This window comes from Psychrobacter sp. 1U1 (assembly GCF_051847535.1).
Lineage (GTDB): Bacteria > Pseudomonadota > Gammaproteobacteria > Pseudomonadales > Moraxellaceae > Psychrobacter > Psychrobacter saeujeotis.
Window position 1 is genome coordinate 59,817 of the sequence record NZ_JBPYDD010000003.1, and the last position, 15,572, is coordinate 75,388.

Consider the following 15,572-nt stretch of genomic DNA (forward strand, 5'->3'; position numbering starts at 1 on the left):
CATTTCATTTATATGGTCAATGTACTTTAAAAAGAACATAGCGCTACTGAGATGAATTTTATGCAGCCTCTGTCAGCATAAACACAGCAAGCAAATAAAATTTATACCAGTAGTGTGTTTAAAATTATATAACCGTTTTATTTTCAACTCACTATACCACTCTACTTATAAAGGAAAGCACGCCATGAGCGACAGCAAGCAGCCTTTAACGCAAGTTAATCCGCAAACCATGAATGAGCAATATAAAAAGCCATTGCCGAATACTGATCTATATTATTTCGACGTCGAGCAAGCCGTTAACGAGATTGAGCCTGGTGCTTATGCAAAACTGCCATTTAGCTCAAAAGTGCTGTGTGAAAACCTCGTGCGCCGTTGCCCGCCTGAGGATTTGACCGAGGCGTTATCACAGCATATCTATCGCAAGCAAGAAGTAGATTTTCCTTGGTACCCTGCCCGCGTGGTTTGCCATGACATCTTAGGACAGACTGCGTTTGTTGATCTTGCAGGTCTACGTGATGCTATCGCAGCGGAAGGCGGCGATCCGTCCAAAGTTAACCCCATCGTACCAACACAGCTTATCGTCGATCACTCTTTAGCAGTCGAGCATGCAGGGTTTGAAGAAGACGCGTTTGAAAAAAACCGTGCTATCGAAGAGCGCCGTAACGAAGACCGTTTTCACTTTATCAACTGGTGTCAGTACGCTTTTGATAATGTCAACGTCGTACCACCCGGTAACGGCATCATGCACCAAATCAATCTTGAAAAAATGTCGCCAGTGGTACAAGTCGTCGCGGATCAAGACGGCGATGCCATCACCTTCCCTGATACTTTAGTTGGTACTGATAGCCACACACCAATGGTCGATGCGCTCGGCGTTATCTCTATCGGTGTCGGCGGGCTAGAAGCCGAAAGCGTAATGTTGGGCAACCCTTCATACATGCGCTTGCCAAACATCGTTGGCGTTGAGCTAACAGGCAAGCTGCAAGAAGGCATTACCGGTACCGATTTGGTGCTCGCAATGACAGAGTTTTTACGTGAAGAAGGCGTGGTTTCCGCCTACCTAGAATTTTACGGTGAAGGCGCGCGCAATTTGACCGTCGGCGACCGTGCTTCTATCTCCAATATGACGCCAGAGTACGGCGCAACGGCTGCGATGTTCTCCATCGATGAGCAAACCATTGATTATTTGCGTCTCACTGGGCGCTCAGAGCAGCAAATCGAAACGGTTGAAGCCTATGCCAAACAGGTTGGTCTGTGGGCGGATGGCCTAAAAGATGCCGAATATGATCGCGTGCTACGTTTTGATCTATCCAAAGTCGTGCGCAACATCGCCGGCCCGTCACGCCCCCATGCGCGCGTATCGACGACTGATTTGGTAAAGGAAGGCATCGCTCATGGCGAAGGTAACAAGTTGCCAGAACCAAAAGATGGTCTGATGCCAGATGGCGCCGTCATTATTGCTGCTATCACCAGCTGTACCAATACCTCAAACCCGCGCAACATGGTGGCTGCGGGTATTGTCGCTCGTAATGCAGTAGAAAAAGGCCTTGTGCGTCAGCCTTGGGTGAAGTCCTCACTCGCGCCAGGCTCAAAAGCCGTTAAGCTGTATTTAGAAGAAGCCAACTTATTGCCCGAGCTACAAAAACTGGGCTTTGATGTCGTCGCCTTTGCCTGTACCACTTGTAATGGCATGAGCGGTGCGCTCGACCCAGAGATTGAGCAAGAAATCATTGAGCGGGATTTGTTTAGTACCGCCGTATTATCAGGCAACCGCAATTTTGATGGCCGTATTCATCCATATGCCAAGCAAGCTTTCCTAGCTTCACCGCCTTTGGTGGTCGCCTATGCTATCGCTGGTAATATCCGTTTTGATATCGAAAAAGATTCACTTGGCAAAGACCAAAATGGCAACGATGTGTATCTAAAAGACATCTGGTTTGATGACGCGGAAGTTGATGCTATCGTTAAAGCCTCGGTGAAACCTGAGCAGTATAATGCCGTCTATATTCCGATGTTTGATGAAGCCAAAGCACAGGCAGGTCGTAATGAAGCATCGGTTATCGACCCTCAGTACGACTGGCGTGAGATGAGTACTTATATCCGTCGCCCTCCTTATTGGGAAGGTAAGATGGCGGCGATGAATAAGTTAAAAGGTCTGCGTCCACTTGCTGTGCTTGGCGACAACATTACCACCGATCACATGTCACCATCAAATGCGATTATGGGTGATTCAGCAGCTGGCGAGTATCTTGATACCATGGGTCTCCCTGCTGAGGACTATAACTCATACGCCACGCACCGCGGTGATCATCTAACCGCTCAGCGTGCCACCTTTGCCAATCCCAAGCTTTTAAATGAGATGGTACGTGACGAGGAAGGCAACGTCATTCAAGGCTCACTTGCTCGTGTGGAGCCAGAAGGCCAAGTCATGCGTATGTGGGAGGCGATTGAGACTTATATGAATCGTGAGCAGCCGCTTATCATTATCGCAGGTGACGGCTATGGTCAGGGCTCAAGCCGTGACTGGGCGGCCAAAGGCGTGCGCCTCGCTGGCGTGGAAGTCGTCGTCGCTGAAGATTTTGAGCGTATTCACCGTCAGAACCTCGTTGGTATGGGCGCGCTTCCCGTACAGTTTAAAGAAGGCACCAACCGTGAGACGCTAAACATTGACGGGTCTGAGATTTTTGATATCGAAGGTGAAGTATCGGCGGGCGGCGGTATGACGCTGGTCATCCATCGCAAAGACGGCACAGTTGATAAAACGCCTGTTATCTGCCGTTTAGATACGGCTGATGAAGTGAAGATGTATAACTCTGGCGGTATGCTACAACGCTTTGCGAAAGAGTTTATCGAAGGAACGATTGATATTGCTTAGTTTTTGGCGTAAACGCTAATAATTAGTAAATGAGCCGATGTTGTATAGAAATATGGCATCGGCCTTTTTATAGTTGATAACGTAAGTCTTAATCTCGAATTAAAAAAGAGACATCTTATGAAAACTTTCAGTTTTGCAGAAGCTAATCAAGATTTTAAACAAATTTTAGATACAGTGAATGACGATACCAATGTGGTTGTTATAAATCGTCAAAACAATGATGATGCGGTCATCATGTCGTTTGCTTATTATAATAGCTTGATAGAAACGCTTTATTTGTCAAAGTCGCCTGCTAATGCGGCGCATTTGGCTAAGTCTATTGAGCAGTATCGAGCTGGAAAGGTTAGCTTTAAAGCATTAACTTAACATCACGATAAAAGTTCTCATGTGTTCCTAGCATAAGCAACGTAAGAACTAGCTGACCATCATCTATCTGATAAGCTAATAACGTTAACTGTTTTGCCATTTTAAATTTGTGGACGCGCACAGACGAAAGATCACCTGCTTTGAGTGTTCCTAAATGAGGATCATTGATGATAGCCTGTACAGCACCGTCAAGGTCTGATTTTTGATTATTATGTAACTTTTTAACAACTTTTTTAAATCCATGAGACTGAATAACGCGTAGAGATTGAGTCATAGTTTTTCCAAATCAAACTATCCAAATTCATAAGGCTCAGTCATACCAGCATCAACCTCTGCTTGTGCAATTAATAACTGACGAACAAACTCATAGGATAAATCGGGATTATCCTCCATAATTTGACCAATAGTCGCCCAATGCTCAATTTGCTTCGGTGGTGTCCGATGTTGTGCTTTTGCAATAGCATGAGCTTTGTCAACTAGTGACTTATTAAGTCGTATACTTGCAGTGGACATAATACCCTCCTTATTTAATAACGCTAACCTTTGTGGTATTTTACCACAAACAAGAAATATTAACTAATCACACTATAAGAAGATACAAAGGAATGAAAAAATGATTCAACCAAAGTTCGCCCCACAAATCTCCGTCCCCGCCACCTATATGCGTGGCGGTACTTCCAAAGGCACCTTCTTTAAACTATCCGACTTACCTGAGCGCTGCCAAATGGCTGGCAAGGCACGTGATAACTTTCTACTGCGCGTCATCGGCAGCCCTGACCCTTATGGCAAACAAATCGATGGTCTAGGTAATGGTAGCTCTAGCACGTCAAAAACGGTGATTCTATCTGAGGCAAGGCAAGCAGACCACGATGTCAATTATTTATTTGGACAAGTGAATATTGCCAAGCCGATGATTGATTGGGCGGGTAACTGTGGTAATTTAACCGCAGCGGTTGGTGCTTGTGCGATTAATATGGGCATCGTTGACGCGGATAAAGTCGCTAATAGTATTGATGAGGGTGCCGATAGCGGTATTTGCGAAGTGCGCATTTGGCAAGAGAATATCAGCAAAACTATCATTGCTCATGTCCCTGTATACAAAGATGAGAATGGCAAGGTACAAGTACAAGAAACTGGCGACTTTAAATTAGACGGCGTCACTTTCCCTGCCGCCGAAGTGAAAATTGAATTTATCGATCCCGTTGACTCATCAAGCGATATGTTTCCAACAAACAATCTAGTTGATGAATTTGATGTGTCTGGTTGCGGTCTAAATACTGATAACGTTAAAGCGACCTTTATCAGCGCCGGTATCCCAACTATCTTTATGAAGGCAGAAGACCTAGGGTTCACTGGCACAGAATTACAAGGCGATATTAATAGTAATGACGAACTATTAGCCAAGTTGGAAAAAGTTCGTGCGCGTGGTGGCGTCGCTATGGGACTCTTTAAAGACGAGAGCGAGGCACAAACCAGCCAACATATTCCTAAGATCGCTTGGGTGGCTCCAGCGCAAAGCTATAGCGCGTCGAGTGGTAAAGACGTCAGCGCAGACGACATCGACTTAGTGGTGCGGGCGATGAGTATGGGACAGCTGCATCATGCAATGATGGGTACGGCAGCGGTCGCTATTGCCGCGGCAGCGACTACTCAGGGAACATTAGTGAATGCAGCCGCTGGTGGTGGCGAGTTGTCAGAGGTGCGTTTTGGTCATCCTTCAGGTACGCTATTGGTTGGCGGCAAGACTGAACAAGTCGATGGACGCTGGCAAGCCAAAAAAGTCTCCATGAGTCGCTCAGCCCGTCGTATTATGGTAGGCGCTGTATTTGTGCCAGCGGATGCTTTTTAAAACGTTTAGCGGTATGAAGTATGTAAGGTGATATGTAGTATGTAGGGCACGTCCCGCGCACCATTTATAATATTTGGTACTTGCAACGTACTCTACAAAACCTTTGCAAAAAAAATAGAAAACGGGGCTAACACCATAGCCTACGTTAACTTATAAATAGTGATATCTAAAATTAACAGTCATCCGCTGTATTTTTAAATAAAATGCGGGATAATAGAATAGTTACCAGCTGCTATATTTTTGACTCTAAATTTTATTGGCTTCAATCGTAAGACCAAAACCTTAATATGCCAAAACCGTTTAAACCCACACGTGTCCTAAATGATAATCCTTTTTTAAATACTGCACCCGTTGAAAAAACGGAGCGCCGTGCACTGCTGTGGAATATTCTAAAAAAGCTTGCTAGCTTTGCCGCGCCTTACAAAGTGTTAATCGTAGCCACTTTAATCTTAACCGTACTTGGCTCTTTTACCGCACAGGTCAATGCCTTTGTATTGCGTTATACCGTTGATACTTTAACTGAGATTGCCGCGCTTGCCGACCCTTGGCAGGCAGGTTTGCGTATGTTAGGTATTATTAGTGCAGTGTTGTTGACTAAAGAGATATTATCGATATTCATCTCTTTTGGTCAGCGTTTTTTTGGTGAGAAAATTCGTATTAATCTGTCACGCGATTTATCACAAAAGATTATAGAACGCATTCTCACCTACCGTATGGCGTTTTATACCAGTAGTCAAAACGATAGTGGCAAGCTGCAAACCCGCATCGATTATGGTGTGATGAGCCTGACCAGCCTAGTGCAAAACTTCTTTATTGATATGCTGCCACTGTTTGCCAGTGCCATTGTGTCGCTTATTATTATGTTCTCGACCAACTTTTGGATTGGCCTCGTTGGTTTGATTATCATACCCATTTACTTTTTTATTAGTCAAAAGCAAGCTAGGCGCTTACAAGGTTACCGCCGGCAGATGCGCGGCTTTCGGGAGGCCAAAAGCGGGCTTGTTATCTCGCTTATTAACTCTATTAGCGTGGTCAAATCCTTCGTCCGTGAGCCGATTGAGGCGCAAAAGCATCTAAAGATTCAAAAAGAGATGACAGGCAATCAGCTGCGCATTCGTAGCATTGGCTTTATCTATGATGCGGTAAAGACCTTTATTGAGCAAATTGGCATCGTCATTATTATTTTATTGACTGCCTATTTTGTCTTACAAGGCGAGATGACTATCGGCATGGTTTTGTTTCATGTACTGCTGTTTCAGAACGTCGCCGCCCCTATCCGTCAATTGCATCGCATTTATGATCAGATCAATAATGCGCTCACTTATGCAGAAGGGTTTTTTGAGATATTGGAAGATGACAAACAAGTTGAGAATATTGACGGTATCAGTAGTAAAGATCTGCAAGGTCATATTGAGCTAAAAAACGTCGATTTTACTTATCCTAACGGCACGCAAGCACTAAAAGACGTCAGTTTTGAGATTCGTCCCAATCGTATTACCGCTCTTGTTGGCCTCTCTGGCGCTGGCAAGAGCACCATTATTAGCTTGTTAGTCAAGTTCTACGAGCCAGACGCAGGCGTGATCTACTTGGATGGTCATGATTTAGCAGACTGTGATACCCATGATTTACGTCACAATATTGGCTTAGTATTACAGAGTAATCATATTTTCTCAGGGACTATCAGCGAAAATATCCGTTATGGCGATACCAATGCGACACAAGAGGACATTATTGTCGCTGCCAAAAAAGCCTCGATTCATGAGCAAGTTATGAAGCTTAAAGATGGTTATGAGAGTACGGCAAAATCACTATCAGGTGGTCAGCAGCAACGCATTGCGCTGGCAAGGATGTTTTTAAAAGATCCACCGATTGTGTTCTTAGATGAACCAACCGCCAGCCTGGATGCTATCGCCAGTCAGCAGGTCAAAAAAAGCTTAGATTTAATCAAAAAAGATCGTACGGTGATTATGGTGTCGCACAATATCGCGCAGATTATTGACGCCGATGATTTGGTAGTGATAGAAAACGGTCAAGTAGTTGAGACTGGGACGCATGAAGCGCTGTATGATAAAGGTGGTAAGTATTATGAGATATTTAGCGCCATGTCGGATAGTTTAAACTTGGACAAAATTAGTCAAACACTCCATGGTTAAGCCTATATAATGTTAAATTAACTTAAAGTATATTGAGAAAAAAATGTTAATGAACTCAGTAAGTGCAGTCAATCTTCAGAAAAAAACCATGATGATGTGCGCGGCTGTGCCACAAATTATGGCTTCTAGATTTTGGATGCTTGCCACCTCTCCTATGAACCCTACATTGCAACAAAAAGAGATATTTACTATGGTTGAAGAAAAGCAAAAAGCTTTTGTAGATTCTATTAGTGATATAAATTTGCAAATTATGTCATCACAATCGGTTTTATTAAATAAATGGATGAGCAGCTATCAACGTTTTATGTTAGGGCATTATCATGCTTTTAATAGCTTTGAGAATGATATCGATGAAGAAACGATTAAAATCTTGGATAAAGGCATTAGCCCTTATGCAGCGACTGTAAAGGTAAACCAAAAACGTCTAAACCGTTAAGAATCATTAATTATGACCTGTGAATTTTCTATAAAAACCTTTGATGAGCTGACCTCAGTTGACCTCTATCATATTTTAAAGGCCCGCTCGCAAGTATTCGTTGTCGAGCAACACTGTGCTTACCAAGATATGGATGAGGTAGACTTTGATTGCTTGCATCTGATCGCTCATAAGGATGAGGCGCTGGTTGGCTATTGTCGCATCATTGGACCTAAATTTAATCCCAAAAATTCTTTAGAAAACTCAGCACACTCAATGCCTGCTATCGGAAGGGTGCTGGTATTAAGCGATCATCGAGGCTATGGTTTAGCGCGGCAAATCATGACCCATGCCATTAAGTATTGCCGCAAAAAGTACGGCAAAAAACCGATTATTATCTCAGCACAGACCTATTTGCTTAGCTTTTACGAATCATTGGGGTTTGTCCCTGAAGGCCCTGTGTATCTTGAAGACAATATCGAACATATCACCATGGTCTTACCCATTTTAAAAAAGGGTAAAGTAAAATCCCAGAAATCAGCTGGCTCTGAAAGTTCAGGATTTGTCACCAAATTGTTGAGTTTTTTGCTTTTAGTATTGAGCCTCTTATTTATCGCAGGCTTAATCTACTTGATGACTTAAGTGGCTGACTTGATTTGATAAAATTGATGCAATCATAGGGCCTTACGTATAAAGCATCAAACAATAAAGTTCTTTTACAAAGTTCTTTTACACGACTTCACTGTTGTTCTATATTGATTGTGCTACTTTTGAGTCATGACTATGATCGTAAAACTGAAGATACTGATAAACGGTCGATAGTCAAAAAATCATCTGACTCAAGGAAGAGGTAACGACTATGTCTAATGTAGAAAGCAATGTCCGTCCAGAATATGATGACGAGATTCAAAAAATCGCCGATTATGTTCTCAACTACTCTATTGATGACTCTCCCAATAGCGCCGATGCTTGGACGACTGCACGTCACTGTCTAATGGATACGCTAGGCTGTGGCCTTTTGGCACTACGTTTTCCTGAATGTACCAAGCATCTAGGGCCTGAATGCATCGATCAGATAACGCCTAATGGCGCGCGCGTCCCCGGTACTTCTCATCGACTAGATCCCATCAAGGCCGCTTTTGATATTGGCTGTATGGTGCGCTGGCTTGATTATAATGATACATGGCTTGCCGCTGAATGGGGGCATCCCTCAGACAACTTGGGTGGCATCTTGGCAGTGGCCGACTATATTAGTCAGCAAAACGTCAGTAAAGGTCGCGCAGCGCTTACTATGAAAGATGTGCTGGAATCTATGATTATGGCGCATGAAATCCAAGGTGTTATGGCGCTTGAAAACTCATTTAACCGCGTGGGTATGGATCATGTATTCTTGGTCAAACTTGCATCAACCGCTGTCGTTGCTAAATTATACGACCTACCACGTGAGCGCATTATGGCCGCGATCTCACAAGCCCTTGTTGATGGTCAAGCGCTACGTACCTATCGCCATGCACCGAATGCTGGTAGCCGTAAATCATGGGCAGCAGGTGATGCAACCAGCCGAGCGGTACGCTTGGTCGATATCACCCGTCGCGGCGAGATGGGAGTTCCTGGTGCACTGACCGCGCCGCAATGGGGATTTTATGATGTATTATTTAGTCATACCAATAAAGATCTCGCACTCAAACCTGAAGATGAGCGCCGCTTTACCTTTCAGCGTGACTTTGGCACCTATGTGATGGAAAACATCTTATTTAAGATAAGCTTCCCTGCTGAATTCCATGCACAAACCGCCTGTGAAGCCGCAGTTATTCTACATCCGCGCATCGAAGATAGAATTGATGAGATTGAAAAAATCGTCCTGACCACGCATGACTCAGCGATTCGAATCATCTCAAAAGAAGGCGCGCTTGCCAATCCTGCTGATCGTGATCACTGCCTACAATATATGGTTGCCGTCCCTCTACTAACTGGCGATCTCATGGCAGAGAACTATGAAGATGACTATCATGAGCAGCATCTATCCATTGATGAGCTGCGTAGCAAAATGGTGGTAGAAGAGGACGAGCGCTACTCAGCAGACTATCATGACCCAAGCAAGCGCTCAATTGCCAATGCGATTCAAATCTTCTTTGAAAATGGCACTAGTACCGATAAAGTCGCTGTGGAATACCCGATCGGACACAAACGCCGCCGTGAAGAAGGCATTCCCATACTAGAAGCAAAGTTTCGCGCCAGTTTAGCGACTCGCTTTATTGAGAGCCGTTGTGACGAGATTGTTGCGCTATGCGACGATCAAAGTCGATTAGAGCAGACGCCTGTTCATGAGTTTATGGACTTGTTTGTTATCAATTAGAGTGCTATAAATAAAAAGGGTATGTCATTGATTGAATTATGACATACCCTTTTTCTTATTTTAACAATTCACTTTTTTAAGTCCTTTTTTACCACGGGATTGTCTCCCCTGCCCAGTCGACAAAACTCCCCGATTGGGCAGCGCTCATACCTGACAGTACCTCTAGTAGACATTCTGCACTATAGGCTGGCGAGAATAACTGTCCATCAGCGACATTACCCTGAAATGGTGCTGACAACTGGGTGTTGACCGTTCCTGGCTGCATGACCACTATGCACACATCTTTTAATGAGCGTTCCCATTCAATGCTTAGGTTTTTCATGCCCATATTCAGCGCAGCCTTACTCATTCTATAGCTATACCAGCCACCCAATTGATTGTCACCAATGCTGCCCACACGTGCCGATATAGTCGCAAATATCGCCGGCTTATCAGTACTGCGCTTGGCTTTGGCAAGTAACGGCCTGACATGCTTAGCTATAAGTAGCCCTGCTAGTGCATTGATTTGCATATTCTGTAAGAAAAATTCCGTTTCAACTTGGCGGAGTGCCTTTTCTGGTTGTGACTTTTTAGTATGTAATAGCCCTACACAGTTAATGACCCAATCAAGATGGGCGCTCTGTTGCTTTATGTCCTCAACGGCTTGTTTGATACTACTCTCATCACTGACATCCATTTGTAACCAGTACAAATTAGCCGCTTCAATGTCAGGGACATTTCTATGATAAGTGGCAAAGACTCTAACCTGCGTGCTGTTTTTGCTTTGCTCATCGGTAGTCGCTTGCACCAGCTGTCTAACCATTGCCTGACCAATGCCCCCTGCTCCACCGATGATTAGGTAGGTTTTGTCTTTCTTACTTATATTACTCATACCGACTCCTTGTCATCTGTTTATCTTAATGGGTTATTTAGGCTGATTTTTTAATATTACATTTTTTGATATTACTATGGCATAAGATGACAGATAAAAAAACCGCCTTTGTCAATAAGCGGTTTAGTATCTTAAGTCATATAAAAGAGAGATTAATGATGAGCAACCTGCCTTTGTTCAGGCTCCACAGGTACCTCCTGTCCGTCACAATCGAATAATTTACCCTCAACAAAATAATCACCCTCATTCAAATCTACAATAATATCAGAGCGTACTGTCCTGATCTCCGTACCAGCTACAAACACTGATTGTTGATCTGAGTTACCTATTTTTAAGTGATTAAATAATAAATTGAGTAAAATGGCCATAATAGCAGTAGAGCTAATGCCAGAATGAAAAATCGTGGCAAACCAATCTGGGAACTGGTCATAGAAAGCTGGGGCGGCAATTGGTAACATGCCAAAGCCGATAGAGGTAGCAACGATAATAAGGTTCATATTATTCTCGTAGCTTACCTGCGCAAGGGTACGAATACCGCTCGCGGCGACCGTGCCAAACAACACGATACCAGCACCGCCTAATACAGCAGTAGGAACAGTCGCAATGACACGGCCCATGATTGGTAATAGTCCCAATGTCACCAAAATAATACCAGCGGCAGCAACGACAAAGCGGCTTTTTACGTTAGTCACAGCAACTAAACCTACGTTTTGCGCAAATGCACTTTGGGTAAATGAACCAAAAAACGGTGCCACGATACTTGAAATCATATCTGCACGTAGGCCATCGCCTAAACGACGTGAATCGATTTCGGTGTCAATAATATCACCAACGGCTAAAATATCTGCTGAAGTCTCTACCAAAATGACCAGCACCACAATAAACATAGAGATAATAGCTGCAATCTCAAAGGTTGGCATACCAAAATAGATGGGAGTAGGAAAGGCAAAGATAGGTCCTGTCATCAGACCAGAAAAATCAACCATACCAACTGCCCAAGCGGCAAAAGTACCGATGACCATAGCGAGTAGTATCGACAAGCGACTGATAGCGGCACTGCCAAGTTTACTTAATAACAGCACCAATGCTAGCGTAAAGGCGGCTAAACCAATATTGGTCATGCTACCAAAATCAGGCTTATTACTATTACCGCCCATCGACCAGCGCGCTGCTACGGGCATCAAGGTCAAGCCAATGGTTGTGATGACAGCGCCTGTGACCAGTGGCGGGAAGAATTTAATAATCATTGAAAAAACAGGGGTGATTAAAAGCCCGAGAACGGATGCAGCAATGACAGCACCAAATACCGATGGTAAACCGCCTCCTGCAGTGACAATCGCCACAATAGTCGCGACACTTGCAAAAGAGACCCCTTGCACCAGTGGCAGCTGACAACCAAAAAACGGCAGTCCAAGCGTTTGTAATAATGTTGCTAAACCGCCAACGAATAAAGATGCGGCAATCAGTAAGCCAATCTCAGCAGGTACTAGACCTGCTGCTTGCCCAACAATCAGTGGCACAGCAATAATACCACCATACATAGTTAGTACGTGTTGGAAGCCATAAGCAATATTGGCGACAGTGCCTAGGTTTTCATCTTCTGGCCGTTCTAATAGAGGTTGAGAAGTAGATTTGATATCCATAGATAGATGTGCTCCCTGCATAATCTATTATTAATCTATTTTAGATATGTATATTTTGTCTAAAGCCTAAAATAAAGCTTAAATACAACCACAATCGTATTGTCTAGCTTTGCTATAAACGATCACTAGAGTCCATATCTGTGGCAGAGACTCTTTAAGAAGAGAAGGTATAGTAGATTACGATATGATTGAATATGTCATAAGATTTATAACTTAATTTTAGGGTAGATTTTATTATCCATAACTACTGGTTGTATTTTGACCATTTGGTCAGCTTTTTATTTTACCCTTATTTCTTGTTTATTCAAGCAAGAATGAAAATAATCTTGAATAGGTTACAATGTTCGTAATAGTTGTTTACTTTACTGGATTAATGTTTGTTCTATTTATATGGATATCTCCCTATCATGCTATCACCCCAAGACCAATTAACTGAGCTGGTACGTACGCTTGAGACCGAGCAGCACGTCTTTACGACCGATCCTTTATTGGTAACCGAAAAATTACAGGCAGAAGACGGTAAGCCGATTCAAAAGCTCCATCGGCGAGCTTCGCGTATTGACAGTAATGGCAATCTTGCACGGATACTGGGGAAAATCGATGGCCGCATTAAAGGCATCATGATAGTCATGAGCATCGTCTGGTGCGTGTCAGGATTTTTGGGTTTGTTTACCTTATTGCAGACCAACGTGGTCAATTTTTTCTATGTGTTGGTTTGCCTGCTGGGCTTTCATACATTGATGCTCGGTGGCTGGCTCGTGATGACACTGATTAATCAAGGTCGCCAGTCGCCCAGTTGGTTTGCAAACTTTGTGAGTCCCAGCTACCTAATACGTGGTAAGGACGATGTCACTAAGGCGGCAGTCGAGTTATACGAGCGTCAATTGCAGCATAGTGGGATGCGCTGGTATCTAGGTCGGTTTAGTCATCAATTGTGGCTGGCAACACTGACAGGCATGATGTTTGCGATTATTTTTTTATTAATTGTACGTCAGTATAGCTTTAGCTGGGAGTCGACGTTACTATCAGATCAGGCGCTGATTGGCTTGACCCAAGTACTTGGCTGGCTGCCCAGTATGGTTGGTTTCGATGTGCCGGACAATGCTGCTATTGTGCAGAGCCGACTGGTCACAGATGCCATGCCACTATCTGTCGCGCGGCAATGGGCAAGTTTGTTAATTGGTAGCCTAATTATGTATGGTATCGTTCCACGGGCGATCGCTTGGACATTTTGTGCGCTAATGTTTCGCCGCAAAAAAATGCGCTTGGATATTAAACTCCCCTATTATCAAAAGATTTTAAGCTTTTGGCAGCGTCAAGTAGTAGATGCCGATGATTTCAATGAAGCACCAGTACCGGTAGCACCAAAGGCGAGCGTTAGTGCGGGCAAGAAGCTGGTTGCGTTACTTGAGTATCCATCAGAGCAGGATCATTGGTGGCAAGCAGGTCTTGAGGGTACTGATAGCAATAGCGAGGTTGAAAATTTCGGTATCGTTGATGACCGTGATGATATGGAGCGCCTAACGACTTATTTAGATAAAAATCCAGTACAAGTATTGCTAGGTATTCATAGTCAGGCATTGCCTGATCGTGGCACCCTGCGTAAGCTTGACCGCATTGCTACTCACGCAAAACATGGCCTTATCGTTCAATTGTTAAATAATGACAGAACGGATAGCACCGATATTAATGATATCTCAACATCTGTGGTGGTTACTGACCCAAAATCGCCTCAGACTATCCGTTATCAACAATGGCAAACGGCATTAGCCGCACGTAATATTGGCTTGGTAGAGAGTCGCTCATTATAAGGTTCTACTGGTATAATTTTTTCTTGCTTGTGGTACCTGCGCAGACAGAGGCTGCAAAAAATCCATATGAGTAGCCCTTTACCATTTTGTATAAGACTAGACTGACTGTAGATGACGCATGCGTTCATAAGCAATGCTGCTTTTATAAGGTGTCAAGCTTATATTAAAGAGTCAAGGATGACCATAATGGTAGATATGCGGTAGGATGTTATGGCGATGACAGATAATAGTAGTAACGGTCTAATAAGTTTAGGCAAGTACGGACAGACCCTAGATGCTTACAAAGAGATGCTCAATCAAAGTATCTTAGCCATCGCGCCTGAGTCATGGCAGCCCATGCTGGCGAGTATCTTACCTGCACACTGGCAAGAGTGGCTATTACCGCTGGCAGGTGGACCTTTTTTCTTATTATTTTTGGCAGAATGGTTTTATCAATCTAAGCGTGGACGTGGATCTGCCTTTGGTTGGCGTCGCGCCATGACCAACTTTAGCTTAGGCGGCTCTTATTTAGGGTTTGAGCTGGTCATACAAGCACTTGTCGTGCTGCCTATTTGCTTGTGGTTATATCAATATCGCTTGTTTACGATTGAAGTCACATGGCTCACGGCCATTCCTATTTTTATTACGGTCGAGTTCTGCTATTACTGGTTTCATCGTAGCTCCCATCGGGTCAACTGGTTTTGGTCAGCACATGTGGTACACCACTCCGATGATCAAATGAACTTATCGACGGCTATGCGCCAAAGTTTATTGTACTCAGTTACAGGCTGGTGGTTGTTCTTTGTCCCGCTGATGCTGCTTGGCGTCCATCCGGTGTGGGTTTTCTTCTTCTACGCGCTTGATCTAATTTATCAGTTCTTTATTCACACTGAAACGATCGGTAAATTCCCTAAATGGATTGAATATATCTTTGATACTCCCTCCAATCACCGTGCGCATCATGGTACCAATAGCGACTATATCGACCAAAATTATGGCGGCGTTATCATTCTTTTTGATCGTTGGTTTGGCACATATGTGGAAGAAGATACGATTAATAACCCAGTGAAATACGGTGCGGTAGGTGTGACCAGTCATGATAATATTATCAGCTTAATATTTGGCGTTTTTTATCGTATGTGGCAACGCTTCTTTCGTACCAAAGGGCTAAAGAACAAGTTTAAAGTATTGTTTCGTCCACCTAGTGCCGTTTAAAACTGACTGATTAGCAATAACATCGCGTATATAGACCAT

At 43.7% G+C, this 15,572-nt stretch carries 13 protein-coding genes; 9 read left to right on the forward strand and 4 right to left on the reverse strand.

Annotated elements, in window-relative coordinates:
• Positions 1-229: 229 nt before the first annotated feature.
• Positions 230-2,875: a Fe/S-dependent 2-methylisocitrate dehydratase AcnD gene (gene acnD / locus ACS8FB_RS04910; protein WP_439261625.1), complete on the forward strand. Its 2,646-nt coding sequence runs from the start codon at positions 230-232 to the stop codon at positions 2,873-2,875.
• A 117-nt stretch (positions 2,876-2,992) separates the two neighbouring features.
• Complete coding sequence (locus tag ACS8FB_RS04915) at positions 2,993-3,241, forward strand: type II toxin-antitoxin system Phd/YefM family antitoxin (protein WP_439261342.1); 249 nt, start codon at positions 2,993-2,995, stop codon at positions 3,239-3,241.
• Here ACS8FB_RS04915 and ACS8FB_RS04920 read toward each other — a convergent pair.
• Together ACS8FB_RS04920 and ACS8FB_RS04925 are read right to left on the reverse strand one after the other, a co-directional pair.
• The gene (locus ACS8FB_RS04920) at positions 3,225-3,515 is read right to left on the reverse strand and encodes a type II toxin-antitoxin system RelE/ParE family toxin (protein WP_439261343.1); all 291 of its coding nucleotides are present in this window, start codon (positions 3,513-3,515) and stop codon (positions 3,225-3,227) included. The genes ACS8FB_RS04915 and ACS8FB_RS04920 overlap by 17 nt on opposite strands.
• Positions 3,516-3,532: 17 nt before the next feature.
• The gene (locus ACS8FB_RS04925) at positions 3,533-3,754 is read right to left on the reverse strand and encodes a TA system antitoxin ParD family protein (RefSeq protein ID WP_058368813.1); all 222 of its coding nucleotides are present in this window, start codon (positions 3,752-3,754) and stop codon (positions 3,533-3,535) included.
• A gap of 100 nt (positions 3,755-3,854) precedes the next feature.
• On the opposite strand from ACS8FB_RS04925, the gene prpF reads away from it, so the two are divergent.
• The 5 genes from prpF to ACS8FB_RS04950 all read left to right on the forward strand — a co-directional run bounded on the left by prpF (position 3,855) and on the right by ACS8FB_RS04950 (position 10,014).
• Positions 3,855-5,090 (forward strand): 2-methylaconitate cis-trans isomerase PrpF, encoded by a 1,236-nt coding sequence (prpF, locus tag ACS8FB_RS04930; RefSeq protein WP_439261344.1) that lies wholly within the window; start codon positions 3,855-3,857, stop codon positions 5,088-5,090.
• Between the two features lie 287 nt (positions 5,091-5,377).
• Positions 5,378-7,243, forward strand: coding sequence for an ABC transporter ATP-binding protein (locus ACS8FB_RS04935; RefSeq protein WP_439261345.1), 1,866 nt, complete (start codon positions 5,378-5,380; stop codon positions 7,241-7,243).
• A 43-nt stretch (positions 7,244-7,286) separates the two neighbouring features.
• Entirely contained in the window at positions 7,287-7,679 is a 393-nt protein-coding gene (locus ACS8FB_RS04940) for a hypothetical protein (RefSeq protein WP_439261346.1), read from the forward strand.
• Between the two features lie 12 nt (positions 7,680-7,691).
• Positions 7,692-8,300, forward strand: coding sequence for a GNAT family N-acetyltransferase (locus tag ACS8FB_RS04945; RefSeq protein ID WP_439261347.1), 609 nt, complete (start codon positions 7,692-7,694; stop codon positions 8,298-8,300).
• Between the two features lie 217 nt (positions 8,301-8,517).
• Positions 8,518-10,014, forward strand: a complete 1,497-nt coding sequence (locus ACS8FB_RS04950) for a bifunctional 2-methylcitrate dehydratase/aconitate hydratase (protein WP_439261348.1) — start codon at positions 8,518-8,520, stop codon at positions 10,012-10,014.
• Positions 10,015-10,102: 88 nt separating this feature from the next.
• On the opposite strand, the gene ACS8FB_RS04955 is transcribed toward ACS8FB_RS04950, so the two are convergent.
• Both ACS8FB_RS04955 and ACS8FB_RS04960 read right to left on the reverse strand, forming a co-directional pair.
• Positions 10,103-10,885 carry an SDR family oxidoreductase gene (locus ACS8FB_RS04955; RefSeq protein WP_439261349.1) on the reverse strand — a complete coding sequence of 261 codons (783 nt, stop codon included), beginning with the start codon at positions 10,883-10,885 and terminating at the stop codon, positions 10,103-10,105.
• Between the two features lie 152 nt (positions 10,886-11,037).
• Complete coding sequence (locus tag ACS8FB_RS04960; protein ID WP_439261350.1) at positions 11,038-12,528, reverse strand: nucleobase:cation symporter-2 family protein; 1,491 nt, start codon at positions 12,526-12,528, stop codon at positions 11,038-11,040.
• Between the two features lie 407 nt (positions 12,529-12,935).
• Here ACS8FB_RS04960 and ACS8FB_RS04965 point away from each other — a divergent pair, with 407 nt between their 5' ends.
• Positions 12,936-14,339, forward strand: coding sequence for a DUF2868 domain-containing protein (locus tag ACS8FB_RS04965; protein WP_439261351.1), 1,404 nt, complete (start codon positions 12,936-12,938; stop codon positions 14,337-14,339).
• A 216-nt stretch (positions 14,340-14,555) separates the two neighbouring features.
• The gene (locus tag ACS8FB_RS04970; RefSeq protein ID WP_439261352.1) at positions 14,556-15,533 is read left to right on the forward strand and encodes a sterol desaturase family protein; all 978 of its coding nucleotides are present in this window, start codon (positions 14,556-14,558) and stop codon (positions 15,531-15,533) included.
• The last annotated feature ends 39 nt before the right edge of the window (positions 15,534-15,572 follow it).